Genomic DNA, 20043 nt, shown 5'->3' on the forward strand with positions numbered 1-20043 from the left:
CTCGTGTGATTGGTGTTGCTGTGATTTTTTAAACGGCCTTTCCAGAGGCTGAGATTTTTGCACCTTGGCAAGGTAAGCAAACGGCCCGCCGAAGGAAGTGTAGCCGTCTACATGACCGAAGCGGACCGCGCCGCAGCGATGCTGTCGCTATCCGTAATGCGGCTGTGCCGCATAACGGCTACCGCTAACGCAGCCGCCGCCAAAAAGGTCAGCCTCTGGAACTCCAGCCCGCGTACATGCGCTCCTCCAGCGGCGGCATCTCATGCCCCGGTTGCCCCAGGGCCGGACTGTCCTCCATGAGCGCGTCGGCCATGCGGTTGAAAAAGCGGACCACCGCCGGATGGTTGCCGTAGCCGGACTGCTCCAGCAGACGGCCGATGCTCTTGTCCTGGTCGAAACGGTCCAGGGCCAGTTGGGCGCGGGCCACGGAGGCGGACAGATTGTCGCCGCCCAGATCGGGATCACGGGCCACGTCCCGCCGCCACTGGTCCACCTGCGCCTGCCAGCGCGTGCGTTGCTCGCTTTCATGCTCGCGCAGCCGGGCCGTGAAACGCTCGCTGAACGTGGTCTCGGCGTCGGCCGGTGGCGCGTCGGGCCGGGTCGCGGGAGCGGCCTCTCCGCCAGCAGCCGCAGCCGGGGCCGGACTGGACGCGCCGTCGTCCCCGGAACCGGCGTCGCCGGGAATAAATCCGGGCAGGGGAAACTCCGTTTCAGATGCCATGATCGTCCTCCTTGGTTTGCAAAAGCCGGGGCAGATGGCCGGAATCGGCGTCCTGCAGGAGCCGCAGCAGGCGCATGCCCACAAAGCGGCGGCCTTCGGTGAAAATCAGCCGGTGCGTTTCCAGATCGCCGCCGGTCGGCGTCAGGGCCTGGAAGCACTGGCAGAGCTGGATCAGCCAGCGCAGCAGGCAGCGGCCGTCCGGGCTGTCCATGAGAGCATCCACGGCGGCGCGCAGCCGTTGCTCCTGCTGTTCCGCCGCGCGCCGCGCCCGGGCTTCACGCTGCGGGGCCTGTTCGTAGGGAGCGAAAACATCCATCAGGCGGCCCCCCCGGAAGAGTGTGCCGGAGGCGGCGCGCCCCTCTCATGGTCGGACGCGGAAACCGGGGCAGCGCCGTTCGCGGCTTGGCGCAGCAGGCTGAGCAGACCGTCCAGCACGCTGCCGTCGCCGCCGTCGGCGCGGGCCTGGGCCAGAGGGCTCCGGGCCAGGGTTTTGAGCAGGTCCGCCGCTTCTCCGAGCTGTCTGGTCAGTTCCCCGCTCCGCGCGGCGTCGGCGCGGGCCTGGCGGAGCAGGCGGCGCTCCTCGGGCGGGCGGGTCAGGCTCACGGGCAGGCCCAGGCTTTCGGCGTAACTGTCCAGCAGATTGTCCACATTGAGGCTGTCCAGAGCCTCGGGCCAGGCCGTGGAAGCCCTGAGGGTCAGGGCCAGGTACTGGTCCGCCGCGCTGACGCCCACCAGCTTCTGGGCCTGGGCCAGCAGGGAGACGAATTCCACCCTGAGGCGGCGGCCCGCCAGTTCGGGCGGGCAGGGCGGCAGCATGTCCAGGCCGCGCATCAGCTCAAAGGTGCGGTCGATGAGCGGGATGAACAGCTCGTCGTGCAGACGTTCCAGCACCGGCCCGATGAGCACCAGCTTTTCCTCCTCCCTGGCCGCGATTTCGCTGGCCGTGACCTGGGCGCGGCCTTCCAGGATCAGTTTGAAGAGATCGTTGTACAGTCCGGCGCGGATCTGGTTCTGTACGGCTTCCATGGCCTTGCGGGCCGTGGCCAGGTCAGGCCGGACCTGGAGCAGGGGCGTGGCCGCCTGCGGGCTCTGGCCGGGCAGGCTGTCCACGTAGTTGATGCCGCCGGGCGTGAGGTCCAGGCCCACGGATTTGAGCCCGGCGGCCACGCTCATGGGCGGGTCCACGGCCTTGTGGATGGCCTTGAGCGTGGTGATGCCCATCTGTTGCAGCATGCGGCAGTCGGGCAGGGCGTCCATGGCCGGGGAACGGCCGTAGATGTCGCTCCCGGCCGCCTCCCAGCGCGGGCCGAAACCGGGAAAGGCCGTAAAGCCCGATTCCCGCAGGGGATGCGCGCCGCCTTCGCGGCCCTCGAGCCAGTGCACCGACGCCACCGGCATGCCGGCCGCGTCCAGCCGCCCCGGCGTGCGGCCGGAGCGGGGAAAGACCGCCTGGATCACCGTATGCCGTTCCTCCGGATTGCGGCGGAGCGCCTCGCGCAGCGATTCGGGCAGGGCGGTCGCGCTGAAGGCTTCCGCAATCTGGCGCAGGCTCATGGACGCGCGGCGGAAAACCGTGTCCACCCGGCGACGGGCGTTGCAGTCCAGCGCGTATTCCCCGGCGCAGAGCGGCACAAAACGGAAGCCCCAGCGCGGGTCGGCCAGTTCAAAGGCAAAGGCCGTGCCGAAAGTGCCCAGCTCCGCATAGAGGGTGTGCATGGCGTTGTAGAAGTTGGAACGCTGGAAGACCACGCGCATGCGCGCGGCCACCTCGTCCAGCCAGACCTGTCCGGCGCGGCTTTTGGCCAGGCCCGCGTCGTCCAGGGAAAGGCGGAACCAGGGCCGGGCCGGGCTGGTCAGACCGCCCTGCAAGCCGGCGGCCAGGATCCGCATGGCCAGGATGCCCGTGGCGTCCACCAGACGGCTGTTGAGCATGGGACCCTGCTCGGCGTCGTTGTCCGTGGGGCGCAGGCGGCAGCGCGTGGGTAGAAAGTGGTCCGCCAGACTCTGCCAGGCCGCGTCCCAGGGCGCGCGGCGACGCAGCAGCGCGCGGTGGCGGCGGGCCAGTTCGCGCACGTCCGCCCTGAAGCGGGTTTCGCCGTCCGTGCCGGGAGCGGAGACGCGCCCGGTGAGGGTTGCGTTCATGGGTTACTGCCCCAGCAGGGTTTTGCGCGTGTTGCCGTCCGCGCGGTTCAGGGGGCTGGTGTAGATGGACCCGCCGATGCCCGCGGCCTTGGCCGCCTTGTCCCGCTGATTCTGGCGGGCCGCCGTGGCCGCCTCGGTAACGGGTTTCTGCACTTCCTGCTTGGGCACGGGCGTGGGCTCGGGAATGCTGGGCGTACCGCCTCCTCCAAATCCCATGATGACCTCCTTTTTTCTTTGCATGACCGTGTTCAGATCTTCCCTGGTGCAGAGCACCAGCACGCCGTCCACATAGTTGCCCTTGCGGGCGTAGAAGCAGGCCTCGGGCAGGCGCGCCAGAATGCGGAAGCCGCATGCCTCGGCCAGCCGCCAGGCGTGGCGGTTGGGGGCCGGGCAGACGCCCATGACGGACGTGCAGTCCCGATGCCTGAACATCCAGGCGAAGCCGCCGCGCGCCTGTTGCGCGGCTACGGAAAAGCCCGCCCGGAAGGCCGTGAAATCAAAATGCCAGACGCGGTAGGGTCGGCGCGTGAACAGGCCGCAGCCCAGAATCCGTCCGGCTTCGTCCTCGCAACGCAACAGCACCGCCGCGCCGCTGTTGGTGGCCGTAAGCGCCAGCCAGTCCTTGAGCGTAGGTTTTTCCCAGGCGCTCATGGCGAAGGGCAGCAGGCCTTCCTCTTCCATCTGTTGAAAAAGGGCCGCGCGAACGCGTTTACCCAGGCATTGCCGGTAGCGAAGTTTCATTAGCGCTCCTCTTCCTCAGCGGCTTTTTCCTGCCGTTTCCCCGAAAAAATCGTATTCCGTACGCGCTCGACGCGCTGCTCCGCTCGTATCCGGCACGGCCCGAAAGCCCGTGACCGCGTAACGCAGGGCATCGGCCGCATGGCTGGCCCAGTCGTGCAGGGGGCCGGAGGCCGGATTTTCCTGCCGGGGCCGCCAGAGCCGCCGGTAGGAGCGCAGGGCCTTGATGCCGTGGGCGCAGTGCGCAGCGTCGAACCAGAGCCGGGGCAGCAGGCGGCGCGTGGCGTCAATGCCGTCGGCCAGGGGCAGGGACGGGGCCAGGCTGAAGTTGATGCCCAGGCGCGCCGCGCTTTCCAGACGGCTCTGGCCCGTGCCCAGCTCGCGCACGCGGATGTCGCGCGGGGCCAGGTGTCGGCCGTAGCAAAAGCCCCGGCCGGGCGCATTTCCGTCCGGTCCGGCCTCTCCCTGGCCCGGCGGCAGGGCTTTCTGCCGCAGCACATGGGCATAATGGGGCAGGCCTTCGCCGCTGGCCTCGTAATAGTCCAGCATGCGCCACTGGCCCGAAGGTTCCACCTGGAAAAACCAGATGGCGGTGGCGTCGTCCATGCCCAGATCCCAGGCCGTATGCACCGGCAGGTCCGGCGCGGGAGAGAGGTTCACGATGCGGCCCTCGTTTTCGGCCTGATCCAGCAGAGAGGCGTAATAGGCTCCGCGCACAGCCGCCGCGAAGGAGCATTCGAATTCCTGCCGGTATTCGGCCTCGTCCATGCCGCGTCGGGCGGCGGCCAGTTCCGCCTCCGGCAGGTAGCCGGTGCGGGAGGCCGGAAAGCAGAAGCGCGACCACAAGCCGTCTGCGTCGGCCCCGGCCTGCTGCCAGACGTCATAGAGCAGATTGTCCGTGCCGTGCGGCGTGCCGCAGAACAGGGCCCGCCCCTGGCGGTCGGCCAGCATGGGCCGCAGCACCTGGCTCCAGACCCGGCGCGGCATGTCCGCCGGTTCGTCCAGGACCAGATCGTCCAGGTACAGACCGCGCAAGGCCTCGGCGTTGTCCGTGCCCAGCAGGCGGATGCGCGCGCCGTGGGGCAGGATGCAGGTCAGTTCGCTTTCCAGAAAGCGCGTGCCCGGCACGGCCCCGGCAAAATGCTTGCAGTAATCCCAGGCAACGGCCTTGGCCTGGCCCAGAAAGGGTGCGGCGTAGGCGGCCCGCCAGTCCGCGCCGCCACGGCGCAGGGCCTCGCGGATCAGGTCGTTGACCGCGGCCACGGTTTTGCCGAAGCGGCGGTGGCAGAGCAGCACACAGAAGCGGGTGCGCTCCTGGTGAAAGCGCCACTGCAGCGGGCGCGGGCGATACGGAATCACACAGGGCATGGTTTCACTCGTCCGGGGAGCTTGATTTTTTTTGTTTGCGGGCCGTGGACGCGACGCCCGGCCCGGAGGAGGACGCGCCCCGGCTCGCGGGACCGCCCCAAACCACCACCAGGCGCCGGGCGGGCGGCTCCGCCGGGGCCGCCGCTTCCCGGAAGGATCGCAGGATTGCGTGCAATTCCTTGATTTCCCTCACGATATCAATACTCTTGTCCGCGATTTCAGCGTCATCCAGGGTGCGGCTGAGCAGGTCAAGGCGTTTTTCCAGGCTGTCCGGAAGCTTGCCCGGCAACGTGGCGGACGGACGGTCCGGCCGGGCCATCAGCGCGCACTCCCGTTCAGGGGCGCACCGGCGGCGCAGTGCGGGCCGGGCAGCAGGCGCAGGCGGTCTTCCTGGCGGTCCAGGCCGTGCTCCAGGCGTTCCAGCAGGCGGTCCAGGCCGGAGATGCGCACGTTCAATGCCTGGATTTCGCCGCGCAGGGCGGCCAGTTCGCCGTGCAGCCCGGCCATGTCGTCGCCCGCGGGCATTTGCCGCAGATGTTCCTCCAGGGCGCTCAGGCGGCGGGCCGTGGCCGACTCGCGCCGGGCCTCGCGCTGGAGATGCAGCAGATAGTCGTCGCCGCGCACGAAGATCCGGCGCAGGCTCCAGAGCGCCCAGGCGAACAGGCCCTGGATGACGAGAATCAGCAGCGACGCGCCCGGAGAGGTGAAAATGTCGGTAAACACGGGAACCTCCCTGTCGTTAAAATCCCAGGCCGAGCATGCCCAGCAAAAGCGCCATGATCTGATCCAGCGCCGAGGGCGGCAGGCCGTGTCCCCAGTTCGCGAAGAACAGGGGGATCACAATCAGCCTGCCCACCACTTCCCAGGCGAAGAGCAGGGTCAGAATCCAGCCCAGAAAAGAGCGCCAGAGCCGCAGGCGGCTGGCGGGCGCGCCGCCCACTTCGGCCTCGTTGATCCGGCTCTGGGCTTCGTTCTGACGGTTGCGGTCCGGCAGAATCTTGCCCAGCCCTCCGGCCACGCCACCCAGCAGTTTTTCCAGCAGGGACCACATCAGGCGGCCCCCCGTTCCAGTTCGGCCAGGTATTGCGCCAGGGAGCGCGCGCGGTTGCGCCAGCCCGCCAGAAAGACCTTCATGGAGGGCCGTCGGGCAGCCAGGTCGCGGTAGAAGGTTTCGCGCAGGCGCAGGCTCAGCCGGGCTGCGTAAAAATCCAGGTGGGCGGCGGCCAGGGCTTCGGCCAGTTCCAGGGTGCGCGGCCCCATGATCCCGTCCTCGGCGATGGGGCTGTAATGGTCGAGCTGGGCCTCGCCCGTGACGTTCATGGCCTGCTGAAGCTGGCGCACGGCGCGCGCCGGACCCATGTTCACCGCGCCGTCGTAGAGGGTCACGGCCAGCGGCAGAGACAGGGCCTTGCAGTTCAGTTTGTCCCAGAAATGGGTTTTGAACAGCGCCGCGGCCTGAGCCTTGGTGCAGGCCCGGATGTCGTCGGCGTCCACGTCGCCGTCCGTGTCCAGATCCAGGCTGTACCAGCCGCACTGGGGCGTGGCGCGTTCCCCGCAGCCGTCGCAGCTGCGGAGCAGGCGGCGGCATTCCTCGCGGGCCTGCCGGGCCAGATCCTGCACCCAACGCAGGGAGACGCCGTGGTTGGTGAGGCCGCCCGGATCGGACGGGTGGTCGGAAAGGCCGCCCTCCCAGCGGGCGGTGAAGGCATGGGCCAGTTGAAAGGCGTCGGACATGCTGCGCTCCTTGGCGGGTTGAGATTGCCGCCGCGAAAAACGGCGGCGTGGGTAGAACATGCCAAAAAGTCCGGCGCGCGTAAGACTGAAAGGTTTCAGTAAGGCGAAAGCCTTGAATGGCGCTGGTCAGCGCGTTTCAGGGGGGGCGACTTCCTCAAAAATCAAAAAAAAAGCCCGCAAAATCGCGGGGTTGAAATTTTTTTAAGGTTGTTTATTCTTGAGATCGGCAATGATTACATTCTGTTATCCTCATTTTTGAGCCCGGCGTTCGCCTCACTCAGGGCTGTGGAATCACTCAGGCGGCGGAGCACGCGGGCCTGGACCGGGGCCGAGGCTTCCTTTTTGAGGATCTGCCAGATGCGCCGGTCGGACATGTCGTGACGCAGGGCCAGGGCCGCCACGGCTGCGGTGCTGCTCAGGCCGTGGGCTGTATGCTTGCCGAAGGCTTCAATGATTTCCCGCTGGCGCAATTTTTCCCGCAGGGCATTACAGCGCGGCACATAGACAAAAGTGCCGCCGAAGGCCGCCATGAGCTTGCGCACGCAACGCAGGCCCAGACGGCGGCGCAGGGGGCTGTTGGCGTCCGGTTCCAGCCGGGGCACGCGCAAATTCCGGCCGCCGTATGCCTGCAGCACGCGCCAGAGCAGGCGCGTATCACGCAGGGCGTCCCAGAGTTGGCGCACGTTGTCCGGCAAATGGCGCAGGATTTCCTCCCACTCCCGCTCTTCCTGGGCCAGACGCAGGGCGTGCCCCCAGGAGTCGCGCCCGCGCGGCAGAGGGGGACGCCCCTTGCAGCCCGCGCGGCCGGAAGCGGATGCGGCCTTACTGGCGCACATGGCAGACCTCCGTTGCGGCGGGGGGAAGGGGCGCGGCGCCGTGTGCCGGAGGAACGGCTGTCCCCGCGTTTTCGCCGTAAAGCTCCAGGGTTCTGGCCAGCAGGCGGAGGTGGCTGCTGGCCAGGCGCAGTACGGGCCGCTGGCCGCCGCGTGCTTCGGTTTGCAAAAGCTCCAGCACAGCGCTCAGGTTTTGGATTTCATCATGCAGTTCGGACATGCTATGCTCCCGTATCAAAGTTTTCCATCGCATAAAACTGTTTTCATGTGAATTATCTATTTTTATGTCTGTTTGCAAGAAAAATTATATAATAAAAAGAAAACATTTGATTTAAAATGCTTCCATCACGACAGCCTGGATAATACCCGACGACGGAATGGCTCCGGGCGGCGGCAACGCCGCTCAAGGGCGGAAAATTGGTGTTATTTCAAGGAAAATCTTGCCTTAGGCGCGAAAATGATCTATTTGTTCCAAGAACAGTGCCTATTCTGCATGCTTTTTCCATTTTTTCAAAAGAAAAATTTGCAATTTTCCCTGTATGTTCCGTCTAACTTCCTTACGTTATTAACGTAAAAATGGAAGCGCCATGAACACGACATCCCTTTCTTCCATCGGTGCGCACAACGGTTTTTCCGGACGGCTGCGCCAGCGCCGCCTGCAGCTCGAACTGCGCAAGCAGGATCTGGCGGCCCAGGTGGGCGTGAGCCTGACCACCATTCAGCAATATGAGAACGGGCAAATGCCCAAGGGCGAGTATGCCGTGCGTCTTTCCGAGGCGTTGCGCTGCTCCCTGGACTGGCTGCTGGCCGGTAAGGGGGACGCCGACGGCGGCATTCTGGACAAGTCCGAGGCGCGTCTGGTCATGGTGCCCATGGTGGAGGCGCGGCTTTCGGCGGGCACGGGCAGTTTTGAAACCGGCGGCGAAATCCTGCGCCATTACGCCTTCCGCTGGGATTTTCTGCACCGCAAGGGCAACCCCGCGCAGATGGTGCTGTTGCGCGTGTCCGGCGACAGCATGCAGCCGCGCATTCTGCACAACGACGTGGTGCTCATCGACCAGTCCCAGAGCGATCCCGTGCCGGGACGTATTTATGCGGTGGGCGTGGAGGACATGGTCTACCTGAAAATCGTCAACGCCATGCCCGGCCGTTTGATTCTGAGCAGCGTCAATCCGGACTACGCCCCCATTGAGGCGGATACCGGCGAGCAACTGGCGGATCTGGTGCGGATCATCGGAAGGGCGGTGTGGGTTGGCCGCGAACTGGATTAGGGGGCTGTGACGGGTTGGTCCTTTTGCCTGAACATCCCGCTTGAAACCGCGCGCGATCTTATTCTTCCGCGCCGCGCCCGCCTTTTTGGGAGTCCGCTATTTCCCGCTGAAGGTATTCCAGAAATTTTTCAGCGGCCTTTGAAAACACCTGGTATTTTTTCCAGGCGATATCCAGTCCGACCTCCAGACGCGGCTCCAGGGGCCTGAAACAGAGAGGGCTGTCCCCGGATGTGCTGATGATCCTGTCCAGGCACAGCGCGTAACCCATTCCCTCTTCCACCATCAGGGCCGCATTGTACAACAGATTGTACTGGGCAATGATGTTCAGTTCATTGAATCCATCCCCCATCCAGCCGGAAATCTCGTTTTTAACCATGGACTGCCTGGAAAAAATGAGCGGCAGCCCGCGCAGATCCTTGGGCTTTACCGTCGTATTGGCCGCAAGGGGACTGTCCTTGCGCATCAATACGCCCCAGATGTCCGTCACCGGCAGTTTGATGAAATCGTATCGCGACAGGTCCACGGGTTCAATGAATATGCCGAAATCCACCAGGCCTTTGTCCAGCCGTTCCCTGACGTCCCCCGCATTCCCGCTGAAAAGATGGTAGAGGATATGGGGATGCGCTTCGCGCAATTTGCGGGCGGCGCGGGCAATCAGGCGCATGGCGTCGGTTTCGCCGCAGCCGATATGGACATCGCCGCTGATGGTTGTATTTGACGCGCTGAATTCGGACTCCGTCTTCTCCACCAGCGCGAGAATTTCCTGCGCGCGCTTGCGCAGGAACAGGCCTTCCTCAGTAAGCGAGATCTTCCTTTTCCCGCGTAGAAACAGCGTTTTTCCCAACTCCCCCTCAAGCTCCATCATCTGCCGGGAGAGCGTGGGCTGCGTGACATGCAGCGCCTCGGCCGCTCCGGAGATGGTTTCTTCCCGTGTCACGGCAAGAAAATAGCGTAGCGTTCTCAATTCCATAACTGTGTTGCCTTTTGTTGCGGCGGCGCTGCCCGCGCCCGGCGGTCTGACCGGCATGCAGGCAGTATAGCCGCTTTTATTATGCTTGTTAAGCATGGTAAGCTATTCAATATAAGTATTTGCTGTTTGCCGCTCTGATCTCTATATCAGGAAAGCAGGAAGATATTGCAGTCGACAAGCGTTGAAAGATTGCTCATGTGTTTGCCGTAACAGCGTGCCCGGATTACTCTGATCCGGATCAGGAAAAAGGATACTACCATGCGTATACTAAAACAGCTTGGCATGATGACCTCCGTTCTCGGAATGATATCTGCGGCCGCCGTGGCGTCAGCGCAGTCAAAGCCGGCCGATGCCGATAATTTCTACAAAAGCAAAAACGTTATCGTACGGGCGGTCATATTCAAAAATCAGTACAAAATGACTGTCGCCGGAAATCTTTTCCTGCCTACGGGCATGGATCAGACGGCGAAGCGCGCCGCGATCATCGTGGGGCACCCCATGGGCGCGGTGAAGGAGCAGAGCGCGGATCTCTACGCCACGAAAATGGCGGAACAGGGTTTTGTCGCCCTGTCCGTGGACCTGGCTTTCTGGGGCGGCAGCGCCGGGGAACCGCGCAATGCCGTGTCGCCGGACATCTATGCCGAGACCTTCAGCGCCGCTGTGGACTATCTAGGCACCCGGCCCTTTGTGGACCGTGAGCGGATCGGCGTCATCGGCATCTGCGGCAGCGGCGGTTTCGCCGTCAGCGCCGCCAAGATCGACCCGCGTCTGAAGGCCATTGCCACGATAAGCATGTACGATATGGGCGCCGCCGGCCGCACCGGCCTCCGGCACGGGCAGAGTGCGGAGCAAAGAAAGAAGCTTCTCGAAGAGGCGGCGGCCCAGCGCTACGTGGAGTTCAGCGGCGGCGCGACCAGATACACCGGCGGCACCGTTCATGAGCTTACGGAAAAGTCCACGCCCATTGAGCGGGAATTCTTTGAATTTTACCGCACTCCTCGTGGGGAATTCACCCCCAGGGGCGCTTCCCCGCTGACCACGACGCACCCGACCCTGAGCAGCAACGTGAAGTTCATGAATTTCTATCCGTTCAACGATATTGAAACCATTTCTCCACGCCCCATGCTGTTTGTTACGGGTGAAAACGCCCACTCCAGAGAATTCAGCGAAGACGCCTACAAGCGTGCTGCGGAACCCAAGGAGCTGCTTGTTGTTCCCGGAGCGGGACATGTGGATTTGTATGACCGCACGGGCCTTATCCCCTTTGACAGGCTGGCTGGCTTCTTCGCCCAAAATCTCAAGTGACATGAGCAACAGATTGTTTCCGGCAGATATGGAAGCGTCCTGTCCGCAATGAAATGTGGGGCCGGATGAAATCATGCCGACCGTGCAAACCTTCTGCTTCCGTCTCGTTATCTGTGGGCCTCGGCCGTGGAAATGATAAAAACACTGTGGAAGGGGCGGTGAACGGCCCCAACGGCACGACAAGGGCGTGGGCGCAACCGGGCCGGGCGGCGTCCGGCATGACGCTTCAGCTCTTGAAGCCGCCTGTCACTTGGGAAAACGGGTCTGAGGCTGCCGGTAAAGCTGCGGCGAGTCTTTCAAACAAACCTTAAGAATGCATTCGTATAGCATAACAAAGGTGATTCCATGAACCTTGAACAGCTTTTGCAATATCTGAACAGCGGGAACCCTCTGACATGCGGAACGGAAGCATATGCGCTTATGGAACATTGCACGTATGAAGCCATGCGGCTGACTGCGGAGCTGAACAGCGCATATCACACGCCTGATGAAGTGCGCGATTTCATGCGTCGCATTACCGGGCGGGAAATAGACGCTTCCTTCAGACTGTTCCCCCCATTTTATACTGACTTCGGCAAAAATATCCGCTTGGGGAAAAACGTCTTTATCAATGCCTGCTGCTGTTTTCAGGATCAGGGCGGTATTGATGTGGGGGACGGCGCGCTTATCGGGCATCGCGTCACGCTGGCGACAATCAATCACGGCTTGTCTCCCGATGAACGGCATATCCACCATGTCGCCCCCATAGTTATTGGCGAAAACGTCTGGATCGGTTCCGGCGCGACGCTGCTTCCCGGCGTGACTGTCGGCGACGGAGCTGTCGTGGCCGCCGGAGCCGTCGTGAGCAAAAGCGTGGAGGCGGGGAGCATTGTGGGCGGCGTTCCCGCAAGATTTATCAGGCGTGCAGGCTAGCCCGGCAAGGCTGGGCGCCAAACAAGGGAAGAACGCGTATGTTGCATGATACCCGTTATAGAGAAGGAAAAAAGGTCGCTTTCAAAAAATTCAACCTGAATATTGCCGGGCTGCTCTTTCTTCCGGACGGCTTTGACGCGGACAAAAAATATCCCTCCGTCGTGGTGACCCATCCCGGTGGAGGGGTAAAAGAGCAATGCTCCTCACCCTACGCCTGGAGCCTGGCGCAAGCGGGTTATGTGACGCTTGCCTTTGACGCCTCCCATCAGGACGAAAGCGAAGGTTTGCCCCGCTATCTGGAAGATCCGGCCTCACGGGTGGAGGATATCCGCTCCGCTGTGGATTATCTCATGACGCCCGTGTTCGCCGGGCGGGCCGGGGGGCTATAAAGTCCGTTGGCTGTCTCCGCTTTGCTGTATCCGGTGCAGCGCGGATACAGGGCCGTCACGTAATCTTCATATCAACGAAACGCCGTCTGATCATCTCCCGATAAACCCCGAAGGGGGTATTCAAGTGTCGGCCGGGCCTGGCGGTCCACGGCGAGAGCGGGGAGGAGGCGCGGGACCACAACCGCCTGGTTGCGACGCAACGGTCTGCGGGGCAAGGGGCTAAGGGGTTGATCCGGGAGCAAAGCGCGGCTGCTCTCCACGGGGAGCATTGTCGACGCCGGTATATCAGGATATACTGAACGCCTTGGTCTTCGGGAATGTTTCCTGAATTTTGCCCCGTGGGAGAGCATTAAATGAAACTCTGTCCCGTAATTTTGTGCGGCGGTACCGGCACCCGGCTCTGGCCGCTGTCGCGCCGTCTGTATCCTAAACAGTTCATGGACCTGGGCGGTCATACGCTGTTCGGCGACACACTGAAGCGGATCGGCGTCCGGCCGGACCTGACGCCGCCCCTGGTGATCTGCAACAAGGAGCAGCGCTTTCTGGCCGCGGCCCAGATGCAGGAACAGGGACTGGACCCCACGGGCCGCGTGATTCTGGAGCCGGAAGGCCGCAACACGGCGCCCGCCATCGCTGTGGCGGCTCTGGCGGCTCTGGAGCAGAACCGGGGCGGGGACGTGCTGTTGCTGGTGCTGCCCTCCGACCATGTGATCCGGGAGGACGGGGCGTTTGCCCGCGCCGTGGCCCAGGCCGCCGCCTGCGCCGGTCAGGGGCGGCTGGTGACCTTCGGCATTGAACCCGGCGGGCCGGAAACCGGCTACGGCTATATCCAGCGCGGGGAAGCCCTGGCGACGGGCTTCGCGGTCCGGCGATTTGTGGAAAAACCCCGTCGTGACGCGGCCGAGGCCATGCTGGCCGAGGGCGGCTATTACTGGAACAGCGGCATGTTTCTGTTCCGGGCGTCGTTGTTTCTGGACGAATTGCGGCATTATGCGTCGGACATGTTCCACGGCGCTGCCGCCGCGTGGGAGGGGCGGGCCGAGGAACGGGATTTCACCTGGCTGGGCGAGGCGTTCGCCGCCTGCCCGGCGGATTCCATCGACTACGCGGTCATGGAAAAAACCCCTCTGGCGGCTGTGGTGCCGCTGGACGCGGGCTGGAACGACCTCGGTTCCTGGAATTCCGTGTACGACGCGGCGTCCAAGGATGCCGCCGCTAACGTCCTGGTGGGCGACGTTCTGGCCGAAGATGTCTCGGGCAGTTATCTGCATTCCAGCGGCCGTCTGGTGGCCGCTCTGGGCGTCAGGGATCTGGTGGTGGTGGAAACCGGCGACGCTGTGCTGGTGACGAGCAAAGACCGCTCGCAGGAGGTCAAGAACCTTGTGGCCCGGCTCACCCGCCACGGCCGCCCGGAAAAGGACACCCATTTGCGCGTGTTCCGGCCCTGGGGCTGGTATGAAACCCTGGCCTTGGGCGAGCGTTTTCAGGTCAAGCGCATCATGGTCAAAAGCGGCGCGTCCCTGTCCCTGCAACTGCACCATCAGCGGGCCGAGCACTGGGTGGTGGTCAGCGGCGTGGGCCGGATCACCGTGGGCGAGAATCTGCTGGAACTGCATGCGGACCAGTCCACCTATATTCCGCTGGGCGTCAGGCACCGTCTGGCCAATGCCGGGCCGCAGCCTCTGGAAATCATCGAAATCCAGAGCGGTTCCTATCTGGGCGAGGACGACATCGTCCGCTTTGAAGACACGTACGGCCGCTGTTAGAGCGACTTGGCGTACACTCCGTAGAACCGCGTTTTTCATTTCCGCGTCCCGGCCGTTCCCCGGCCGGGACGTCCTCTCCTTTTCGCGCACGCCTTCCTTTCCCTCCAAGCCGACGAGAGAATCAGGCAGCTTTTCGCGAGAATCGTATCTTTATACTATTCTGACGCGCAGTTAGGCTGGTTTAGCCAAGCGTTATCGCCGTGCTTGACGAAAAGGCCGGCGTGAAAGAAGCTGAAGATGCGGGCAAGGTCCCGGATGCGGCGGCGGCCGCGCGTTCCGCCTAGTATCCTGTAACGCATAAAGTTACGGGATACTAGCCGCCGGACGAAAGTCCGGCGTGCCGCCGAAGGCGGCGTGAGCGAGCCGAAAACCACGTTTTTCGGCGAAGCGATCCTCACACAGAAAACGAAGTTTTATGTGTGACATGGTACTAGTCCCGGCAGCGATCAAACGGCAAAAGACCTCCAAGGAGGACGCCATGAACGGATATTCTCGACGCGACTTTCTAAAAGGCGGCGCTCTGGCCGCCGGAGCCCTGGCAACGGGCGTATTTTTGAAGGGCGGTCCGGCTCTGGCCGCTGCCCCGGAAAAGGCGCGGGTTTTTTTCACCAGGGATCTCAGCGCGGAAGGCCTGCTCAAGACCTTTGCCAACGTCAACGCCGGGTTGAGCGGCAACGTCGCCATCAAACTGCATACCGGCGAGCCCGACGGGCCCAACATTCTGCCCCGCCCCTGGGTGCGGCGGATTCAGGCCGCCATTCCCGGCAGCACGATTGTGGAGTGCAACGTGCTTTACAACAGCCCGCGCCAGACCACGGCCGGACACCGGGAAACCCTGAAAAAAAACGGCTGGACCTTCTGCCCCGTGGACATCATGGATGCCGAGGGCGACGCCGCCCTGCCCGTGCCCGGCGGCAAATGGTTCAAGGAAGTGGCCGTGGGCAAGCATCTGCTGAATTATGATTCCATGCTGGTGCTTACCCATTTCAAGGGGCACAGCATGGGCGGTTTCGGCGGTTCGCTGAAAAATATCGCCATCGGCTGCGCCTCGGGCAAGGTGGGCAAGGCGCAACTGCACCGTGAAGGCGACAAGCTCTGGTCCGGCGGTCCCAATTTTATGGAACGCATGGTGGAAGGCGGCAAGGCCGTGACCACGCACTTCGGGCCGCGCATCACCTATATCAACGTGCTGCGCAATATGTCAGTGGACTGCGACTGCGCCGGAACCAGCGCCGCCCCGCCCACGACGCCGGACATCGGCATCCTGGCCTCCACGGACATTCTGGCCGTGGACAAGGCGTCCGTGGACATGGTTTACGCCCTGCCCGAAGACCAACGGCGCGATCTGGTGGAACGCATTGAAAGCCGCAGCGGCCTGCGCCAGCTTTCCTACATGAAGGAAATGGGCATGGGCAACGATCAGTATGAACTGATTACCCTGTAGGACCTGTTGCCGCTGAACCTTTCTTCAGCGCCGCCTGAAAATACCGCATATATGCCGAGGTATTGACGACAAGCCCCCGCGATGTTGCGTCGCGGGGGCTTGAATATGGCATGTCGGGAGCGGTTACGCCTGCGTTCGCGATTCCGGCGGCGCGTCATTGAAATCGCCTTCAAGGCGCGAGACCACCAGCGCGCCGAGGCTGTCGCCCAGCACGTTCATGGGCGTGCGGGCCATGTCGAGAATGCGGTCAATGCCCGCGATCAGGGCCACGCCCTCCAGGGGCATGCCCATCTGGACGAAGACGATGCTCATCATTATCAGGCCCGCGCCGGGAACGCCCATGGTGCCCACGGCGGCGAGAATGGACATGAGAATGACGGTCAGTTGCGCGTCCACCGGCATGGGGATGCCATAGAATTCCGCCACGAAGATCGTGTTGATGCCCATGTAGAGAGCGGTGCCGTTCATGTTGATGGTATTGCCCAGCGGGATGCCGAAGCTGACCACCGTGCGGGATGCGCCCAAGGCTTCCGTGCAGCGCATGTTGGAGGGCAGGGCGGCCGCGCTGGAACAGGTGGTGAAGCCGATCATGAAGGGCTCAAGCATGCCCTTGACGAAGCGCAGCACCGGAATCCTGACCACAAACTTGACCAGCGGCAGGAACATGAAGCAGTACAGGATGGCGCAACCGGCGTACATCAGCAGGATGACCTTGCCCAGCGGCAGCAGCACGGCCAGACCGTGCTTGGTCACGGTAAAGGCCATGAGGCCGAAGACGCCGATGGGCGCGTAGTACATCACAAAGCCCGTCACCTTGATCATGACCTCGCCGCAGGAGTCGAAGAAACGGTGCAGATGCCGTCCGCTTTCGCCCAAGGAGCTGATGCCGAAACCGAAAATAATGGCGAAGATGATGATCTGGAGCATATTGCCCCGGGACATGGCTTCGACCGGATTGATGGGGATCAGGTTCATCAGCGTGTCATTGAGGGACGGCGGCGTCACCGGCTTGACGTGCAGATTCTCGGTGGACAGGTTCACGCCCGCGCCCGGCTGCACGATGTTGGCCAGCAGCAGACCGACGGCCACGGACATCGCCGTGGTGATGAGATAGTAGAGCAGGGTTTTGGTGGCCACGCGTCCCAGCTTGGTGGTGTCGCTGATGCCCGCCGCGCCCGCCACCAGGGTGGCGAAGACCAGCGGCACGACCACCATGCGGATCAGGCGGATGAAAATGTCGCCGAGAAATTTGAATACCTGGCTGCCCAGCGCCCAGTCCTGCGCGATGACGCCCACAAGCACGCCCGCAACCATGCCGATGCCCATCTGCATGGGCAATCCCATTTTGATCTTTGCCATACGGTACCCCCCATCGGTAAATGACGTCCGCGCGTCCGGCGCGGTGCGGCCGCGTCAGGGCCGGTTCAGGGGAATAATGGTATTTTGCGGCCGGGTCAATCAGGGGTGGCAACCTGGCTTGCGAAGGCGGGACAGCCTTAATCCCTGATTGCCTCTCGCCGGGATTTCGTTTCAGTTTCGCGAATCGGGCTTTCCCGTATCCGTGCGACGACGAAGACGCCGCAGACAACGGGACTTGCGGGCACGTCGATGCCGTCGGTCTGTTTGCGTCGTGCCGCGCATTATGCGGGCGGAAGGATCGAAGCGGGCTGTGCGTGATGGAACCCTGTGGCGGAATTATGGCCGCCTGTTCAGGCGGAGCAGCCAGGTCTGGATTTCCATGTTTTTTTCCGTCCAGTGCTGTTTGTATGACATGCGCGGCCCCACTATCGGCCCCATGTCATAGCGCTCGGCGGCCTCCTCGCAGAGCCAGGTCACTTTTTCCAGTTGCAGAAGATTGCCGATGGACCGGTCTTTCCACGCCGCGTCATAGCTGAACTGTTGGCCGCGATAGATGGTTCCGGCCATACCTCCGAAGATGAAGCCGATATCCCTGTCTTCATGCCGGGCAAAAATGACCCGCGCCTCCCTGGTCGCCGTGAGATGGCCGATCAGGGCCTCATAAAATTCTTTTGCCGGAGATTCGGCCATGCCGCACTGCCCGATGCCTTTCCAGCTCGTTTTTTCAACCAGCAGCATACGCCGGTAAATTTGTGCGGCCTCCTCGGCCGATGCGGGGGAGCGCCGTTCAAAACTGATATCCCGTTCTCTCGCCTGCCGGGCGGCTTTTCTGAGCTTTGCGCGGTGATTCGCTGAGCGGCGTGAAAGAAAACCGTCCAAGCCTCCCCGGAGAGAGGCCGCGCACTGGACCGAGTATGAATGACGGTAAAATGTAAAGTCACGGCCGAAACGACGCAGCAGCTCAGGCGCAAGGCCGCCTTCCGGGCGGATGCCGCTGAGGACAATGCCCGGAAAGGCCGGGGCGTATTCTCGGGCAATGCAGGCCAGCGCTTCAGCGAGCAGATCAGGGGCGTCTTCCCCCAACAGGGGACAGCCGAAAAACCAGCTCGCCTCCATGGGCGTCAGGAAAATTTTTTCAGGAGAAAAAAGCTCTTCCGCAAAAATGAGACATGCGCCGGGCGATGTCTTGAAAAAAATGCGGCGCGCGGGGTTGAAAGCCTGATGATAGGCCAGATGCCAAGAGGGCGAACAGCAGAAAGGATCAGCTTGTTCCGAGCTGACGGCAAGCCGCTTCCAGAAAGCGCAAAGCCCGTTGAACTCCGGGGATGGGGCGGAATTTGCTTTCGGGAAGGTCAGAAAGGGCATGTATCAGCCTGTCCGTCAGGAGTATGCCGGGCAAGCCCGGGGAGTAAGATTCAGCAACAAGCCGGAATGCCAGATTGCCTGAAAAAACGGCTGTAGTCACTATGGCAAGTCTTCAATTCTCATTTTGCGTGACGGCTCACACGGGTGTTGCGAATGTGGTTTTGCCCCCTGTCTACTTGACAGTGGGGCTCATACAAGAAGCCCTCGCGATACAGTATCACGAGGGCAACGGGATGAATACAATCTATATAACATAATAATATAATTATATTTTAATTAAAAAATAAATCAAAATACCCCCTTGGATACCCCTTGCGCAATTGGATGTGGTAGAACTTCCCCGGTTGGAAATGGAAAAGCTACAGAGTTTCCCCGTTCTGAGTTGGTAAATAGCACAGCATTGGGACAATCACGTCATTTATAAGCCATCTACCAGATCCATTGGAAACATACTGTTTTTTTCCATCAATATAATAATCAGTTATCAGGCAAATATCTTTCTTGTACTCAACCAATCTCTCAGCAATAGTAAGCACAGTACCAAAAACGATACCGCCGCGCTCCTCTTGAATAAATTCAATTCGATAATCTTGAAGGCTTTTCAGATTTAATGCCTGCCTAAATTGACCGGCGAGCTTGCCTTTTGTTATGTTGTCCTTCTTAAACACTAATTCAGCCATTAATCCATAGTTCGATGATTTCCACGCGTAGAGAAAAGACATTATGCTATGCTCTGGGGAGTCATTAGGGAAGTCTTCTGGCGCACCAGTTTTTTTGACCATATCCCATTGAGATTGATTTCTGCTTGGTTTCCAATTGTAAAAAGAATCCGCATAATCAAAAATTTCGCCAATATGTTTAATAGGATTTTGCACAAAGGATAAAAATTCTTCCTGTTTTTTTTCTTGTTGCTCGTTATATTTCGATTTTTTCGATTCTTCGTTCCTCTTATCTACTAATATATCCCTTATAGTGAATAAAAGAGCCCATGCTTTGATTGCCACCAATTTGTTGTCGTATCCAACGTCAATTCCATGTAAGATACCATTTCTATAAGGAATAGTCAGTTTGTCAGTATTAAAAATTCTTCTCACTCTGGTTATTTCTTTTATCAAATTATCAATATCTCCATTTATAGCGGATATACTGTCCCATGTATTGAAATCAACACCAATTTTAAATGTGACACTATTGAATGTATCGTATCCTATGCCGTCTATCATCATAAGTATTAATGGAACACAAGATATATAGTCTTCTTGAAAAAATCTTTCTTTTGCCTTCTCAAAGATGTGTTCTCTCTCGAAATATCTGGGTAATCCTCTCAGTAAAATGAAATGATAGTCAAATTTATCCGTGTAGTGATTTACAAGCAATTCTTCAGCTTCTTCAAATAGATTGCTTTTCGCCAACTGGTTAGCCTGTTCAAGCAGGGGGATTGGTAAAGAGCCATGTCCATGCCAACCTAATTTATTGAAATATTTATTAAAATCTAAAAATAGATCTGGAGTTGCAAATACTGCCCTTGCTTGGTTTTCAATTCGTTTCTTCATGTCGTCTGTGTCTTTTTTGCTGCCAGAAATAGACAGGAGTTGCTTCATAGCATGCAACTGAGACAGTGATTCCTCTGCCTGAATACTTGATGGTAATTTTTTAGTCATGCTGACTCCGACAATACAGAAATGACAATGAGTATCCCGGTAGCGTCTCTTGAATCTTCTTTTTT

21 protein-coding genes are annotated in these 20043 nt (G+C 60.8%); 6 read left to right on the plus strand and 15 right to left on the minus strand.

The features are described from left to right. Window positions 1-208 precede the first annotated feature (208 nt). The 11 genes from FYJ44_RS14470 to FYJ44_RS08700 form a co-directional block, all read right to left on the minus strand. On the minus strand, window positions 209-721 hold the full coding sequence (locus FYJ44_RS14470; RefSeq protein ID WP_195840985.1) for a hypothetical protein: 513 nt from the start codon (window positions 719-721) through the stop codon (window positions 209-211). Next, window positions 711-1037, minus strand: a complete 327-nt coding sequence (locus FYJ44_RS08650) for a Bbp19 family protein (RefSeq protein WP_154511212.1) — start codon at window positions 1035-1037, stop codon at window positions 711-713. The genes FYJ44_RS14470 and FYJ44_RS08650 overlap by 11 nt, the downstream gene beginning before the upstream one ends. Continuing rightward, window positions 1037-2863: a portal protein gene (locus FYJ44_RS08655; protein ID WP_154511214.1), complete on the minus strand. Its 1827-nt coding sequence runs from the start codon at window positions 2861-2863 to the stop codon at window positions 1037-1039. The genes FYJ44_RS08650 and FYJ44_RS08655 overlap by 1 nt, the downstream gene beginning before the upstream one ends. Before the next feature lie 3 nt (window positions 2864-2866). Continuing rightward, complete coding sequence (locus FYJ44_RS08660) at window positions 2867-3604, minus strand: GNAT family N-acetyltransferase (protein WP_154511216.1); 738 nt, start codon at window positions 3602-3604, stop codon at window positions 2867-2869. Between the two features lie 15 nt (window positions 3605-3619). Beyond that, window positions 3620-4969, minus strand: a complete 1350-nt coding sequence (locus FYJ44_RS08665; RefSeq protein WP_154511218.1) for a terminase large subunit domain-containing protein — start codon at window positions 4967-4969, stop codon at window positions 3620-3622. Between the two features lie 4 nt (window positions 4970-4973). Continuing rightward, entirely contained in the window at window positions 4974-5288 is a 315-nt protein-coding gene (locus tag FYJ44_RS08670) for a hypothetical protein (protein WP_154511220.1), read from the minus strand. Continuing rightward, window positions 5288-5692 (minus strand): DUF2730 family protein, encoded by a 405-nt coding sequence (locus tag FYJ44_RS14700; protein WP_154511222.1) that lies wholly within the window; start codon window positions 5690-5692, stop codon window positions 5288-5290. The genes FYJ44_RS08670 and FYJ44_RS14700 overlap by 1 nt, the downstream gene beginning before the upstream one ends. A gap of 16 nt (window positions 5693-5708) precedes the next feature. Beyond that, window positions 5709-6020, minus strand: a complete 312-nt coding sequence (locus FYJ44_RS08680) for a hypothetical protein (RefSeq protein WP_154511224.1) — start codon at window positions 6018-6020, stop codon at window positions 5709-5711. Beyond that, entirely contained in the window at window positions 6020-6703 is a 684-nt protein-coding gene (locus tag FYJ44_RS08685; protein WP_154511226.1) for a glycoside hydrolase family 108 protein, read from the minus strand. Before FYJ44_RS08685 ends, FYJ44_RS08680 begins: the two co-directional genes overlap by 1 nt. A gap of 233 nt (window positions 6704-6936) precedes the next feature. Further along, entirely contained in the window at window positions 6937-7539 is a 603-nt protein-coding gene (locus tag FYJ44_RS08695; protein ID WP_154511230.1) for a Mor transcription activator family protein, read from the minus strand. Beyond that, complete coding sequence (locus tag FYJ44_RS08700) at window positions 7526-7756, minus strand: hypothetical protein (protein ID WP_154511232.1); 231 nt, start codon at window positions 7754-7756, stop codon at window positions 7526-7528. Before FYJ44_RS08700 ends, FYJ44_RS08695 begins: the two co-directional genes overlap by 14 nt. A gap of 367 nt (window positions 7757-8123) precedes the next feature. On the opposite strand from FYJ44_RS08700, the gene FYJ44_RS08705 reads away from it, so the two are divergent. After that, a complete protein-coding gene (locus FYJ44_RS08705) occupies window positions 8124-8807 on the plus strand; it encodes an XRE family transcriptional regulator (RefSeq protein WP_154511234.1) in 684 nt (227 codons plus the stop codon). A gap of 58 nt (window positions 8808-8865) precedes the next feature. On the opposite strand, the gene FYJ44_RS08710 is transcribed toward FYJ44_RS08705, so the two are convergent. Continuing rightward, entirely contained in the window at window positions 8866-9777 is a 912-nt protein-coding gene (locus FYJ44_RS08710) for a LysR family transcriptional regulator (RefSeq protein ID WP_154511236.1), read from the minus strand. A gap of 417 nt (window positions 9778-10194) precedes the next feature. On the opposite strand from FYJ44_RS08710, the gene FYJ44_RS08715 reads away from it, so the two are divergent. The 5 genes from FYJ44_RS08715 (at window position 10195) to FYJ44_RS08735 (ending at window position 15593) form a co-directional block, all read left to right on the plus strand. Continuing rightward, complete coding sequence (locus FYJ44_RS08715; protein ID WP_229772624.1) at window positions 10195-11082, plus strand: alpha/beta hydrolase; 888 nt, start codon at window positions 10195-10197, stop codon at window positions 11080-11082. 420 nt (window positions 11083-11502) lie between these two features. Continuing rightward, on the plus strand, window positions 11503-11994 hold the full coding sequence (locus FYJ44_RS08720) for a DapH/DapD/GlmU-related protein (protein WP_229772625.1): 492 nt from the start codon (window positions 11503-11505) through the stop codon (window positions 11992-11994). A 38-nt stretch (window positions 11995-12032) separates the two neighbouring features. Then, a complete protein-coding gene (locus tag FYJ44_RS08725; protein ID WP_195840986.1) occupies window positions 12033-12383 on the plus strand; it encodes an alpha/beta hydrolase in 351 nt (116 codons plus the stop codon). A gap of 353 nt (window positions 12384-12736) precedes the next feature. Further along, window positions 12737-14149 (plus strand): mannose-1-phosphate guanylyltransferase/mannose-6-phosphate isomerase, encoded by a 1413-nt coding sequence (locus FYJ44_RS08730; protein ID WP_154511242.1) that lies wholly within the window; start codon window positions 12737-12739, stop codon window positions 14147-14149. 478 nt (window positions 14150-14627) lie between these two features. Then, window positions 14628-15593, plus strand: coding sequence for a DUF362 domain-containing protein (locus tag FYJ44_RS08735; RefSeq protein ID WP_154511244.1), 966 nt, complete (start codon window positions 14628-14630; stop codon window positions 15591-15593). Window positions 15594-15716: 123 nt separating this feature from the next. Here FYJ44_RS08735 and FYJ44_RS08740 read toward each other — a convergent pair whose 3' ends face one another. From FYJ44_RS08740 to FYJ44_RS08750, 3 genes are all read right to left on the minus strand, one after another. After that, window positions 15717-16952, minus strand: a complete 1236-nt coding sequence (locus FYJ44_RS08740) for a dicarboxylate/amino acid:cation symporter (RefSeq protein WP_154511246.1) — start codon at window positions 16950-16952, stop codon at window positions 15717-15719. Between the two features lie 336 nt (window positions 16953-17288). Beyond that, window positions 17289-18317 (minus strand): GNAT family N-acetyltransferase, encoded by a 1029-nt coding sequence (locus tag FYJ44_RS08745; protein WP_154511248.1) that lies wholly within the window; start codon window positions 18315-18317, stop codon window positions 17289-17291. Between the two features lie 359 nt (window positions 18318-18676). Continuing rightward, window positions 18677-19978: a hypothetical protein gene (locus FYJ44_RS08750; RefSeq protein WP_154511250.1), complete on the minus strand. Its 1302-nt coding sequence runs from the start codon at window positions 19976-19978 to the stop codon at window positions 18677-18679. Between the last annotated feature and the right edge of the window lie 65 nt (window positions 19979-20043).

The sequence above is a fragment of the Desulfovibrio porci genome, assembly GCF_009696265.1.
GTDB classification, from domain to species: domain Bacteria; phylum Desulfobacterota; class Desulfovibrionia; order Desulfovibrionales; family Desulfovibrionaceae; genus Desulfovibrio; species Desulfovibrio porci.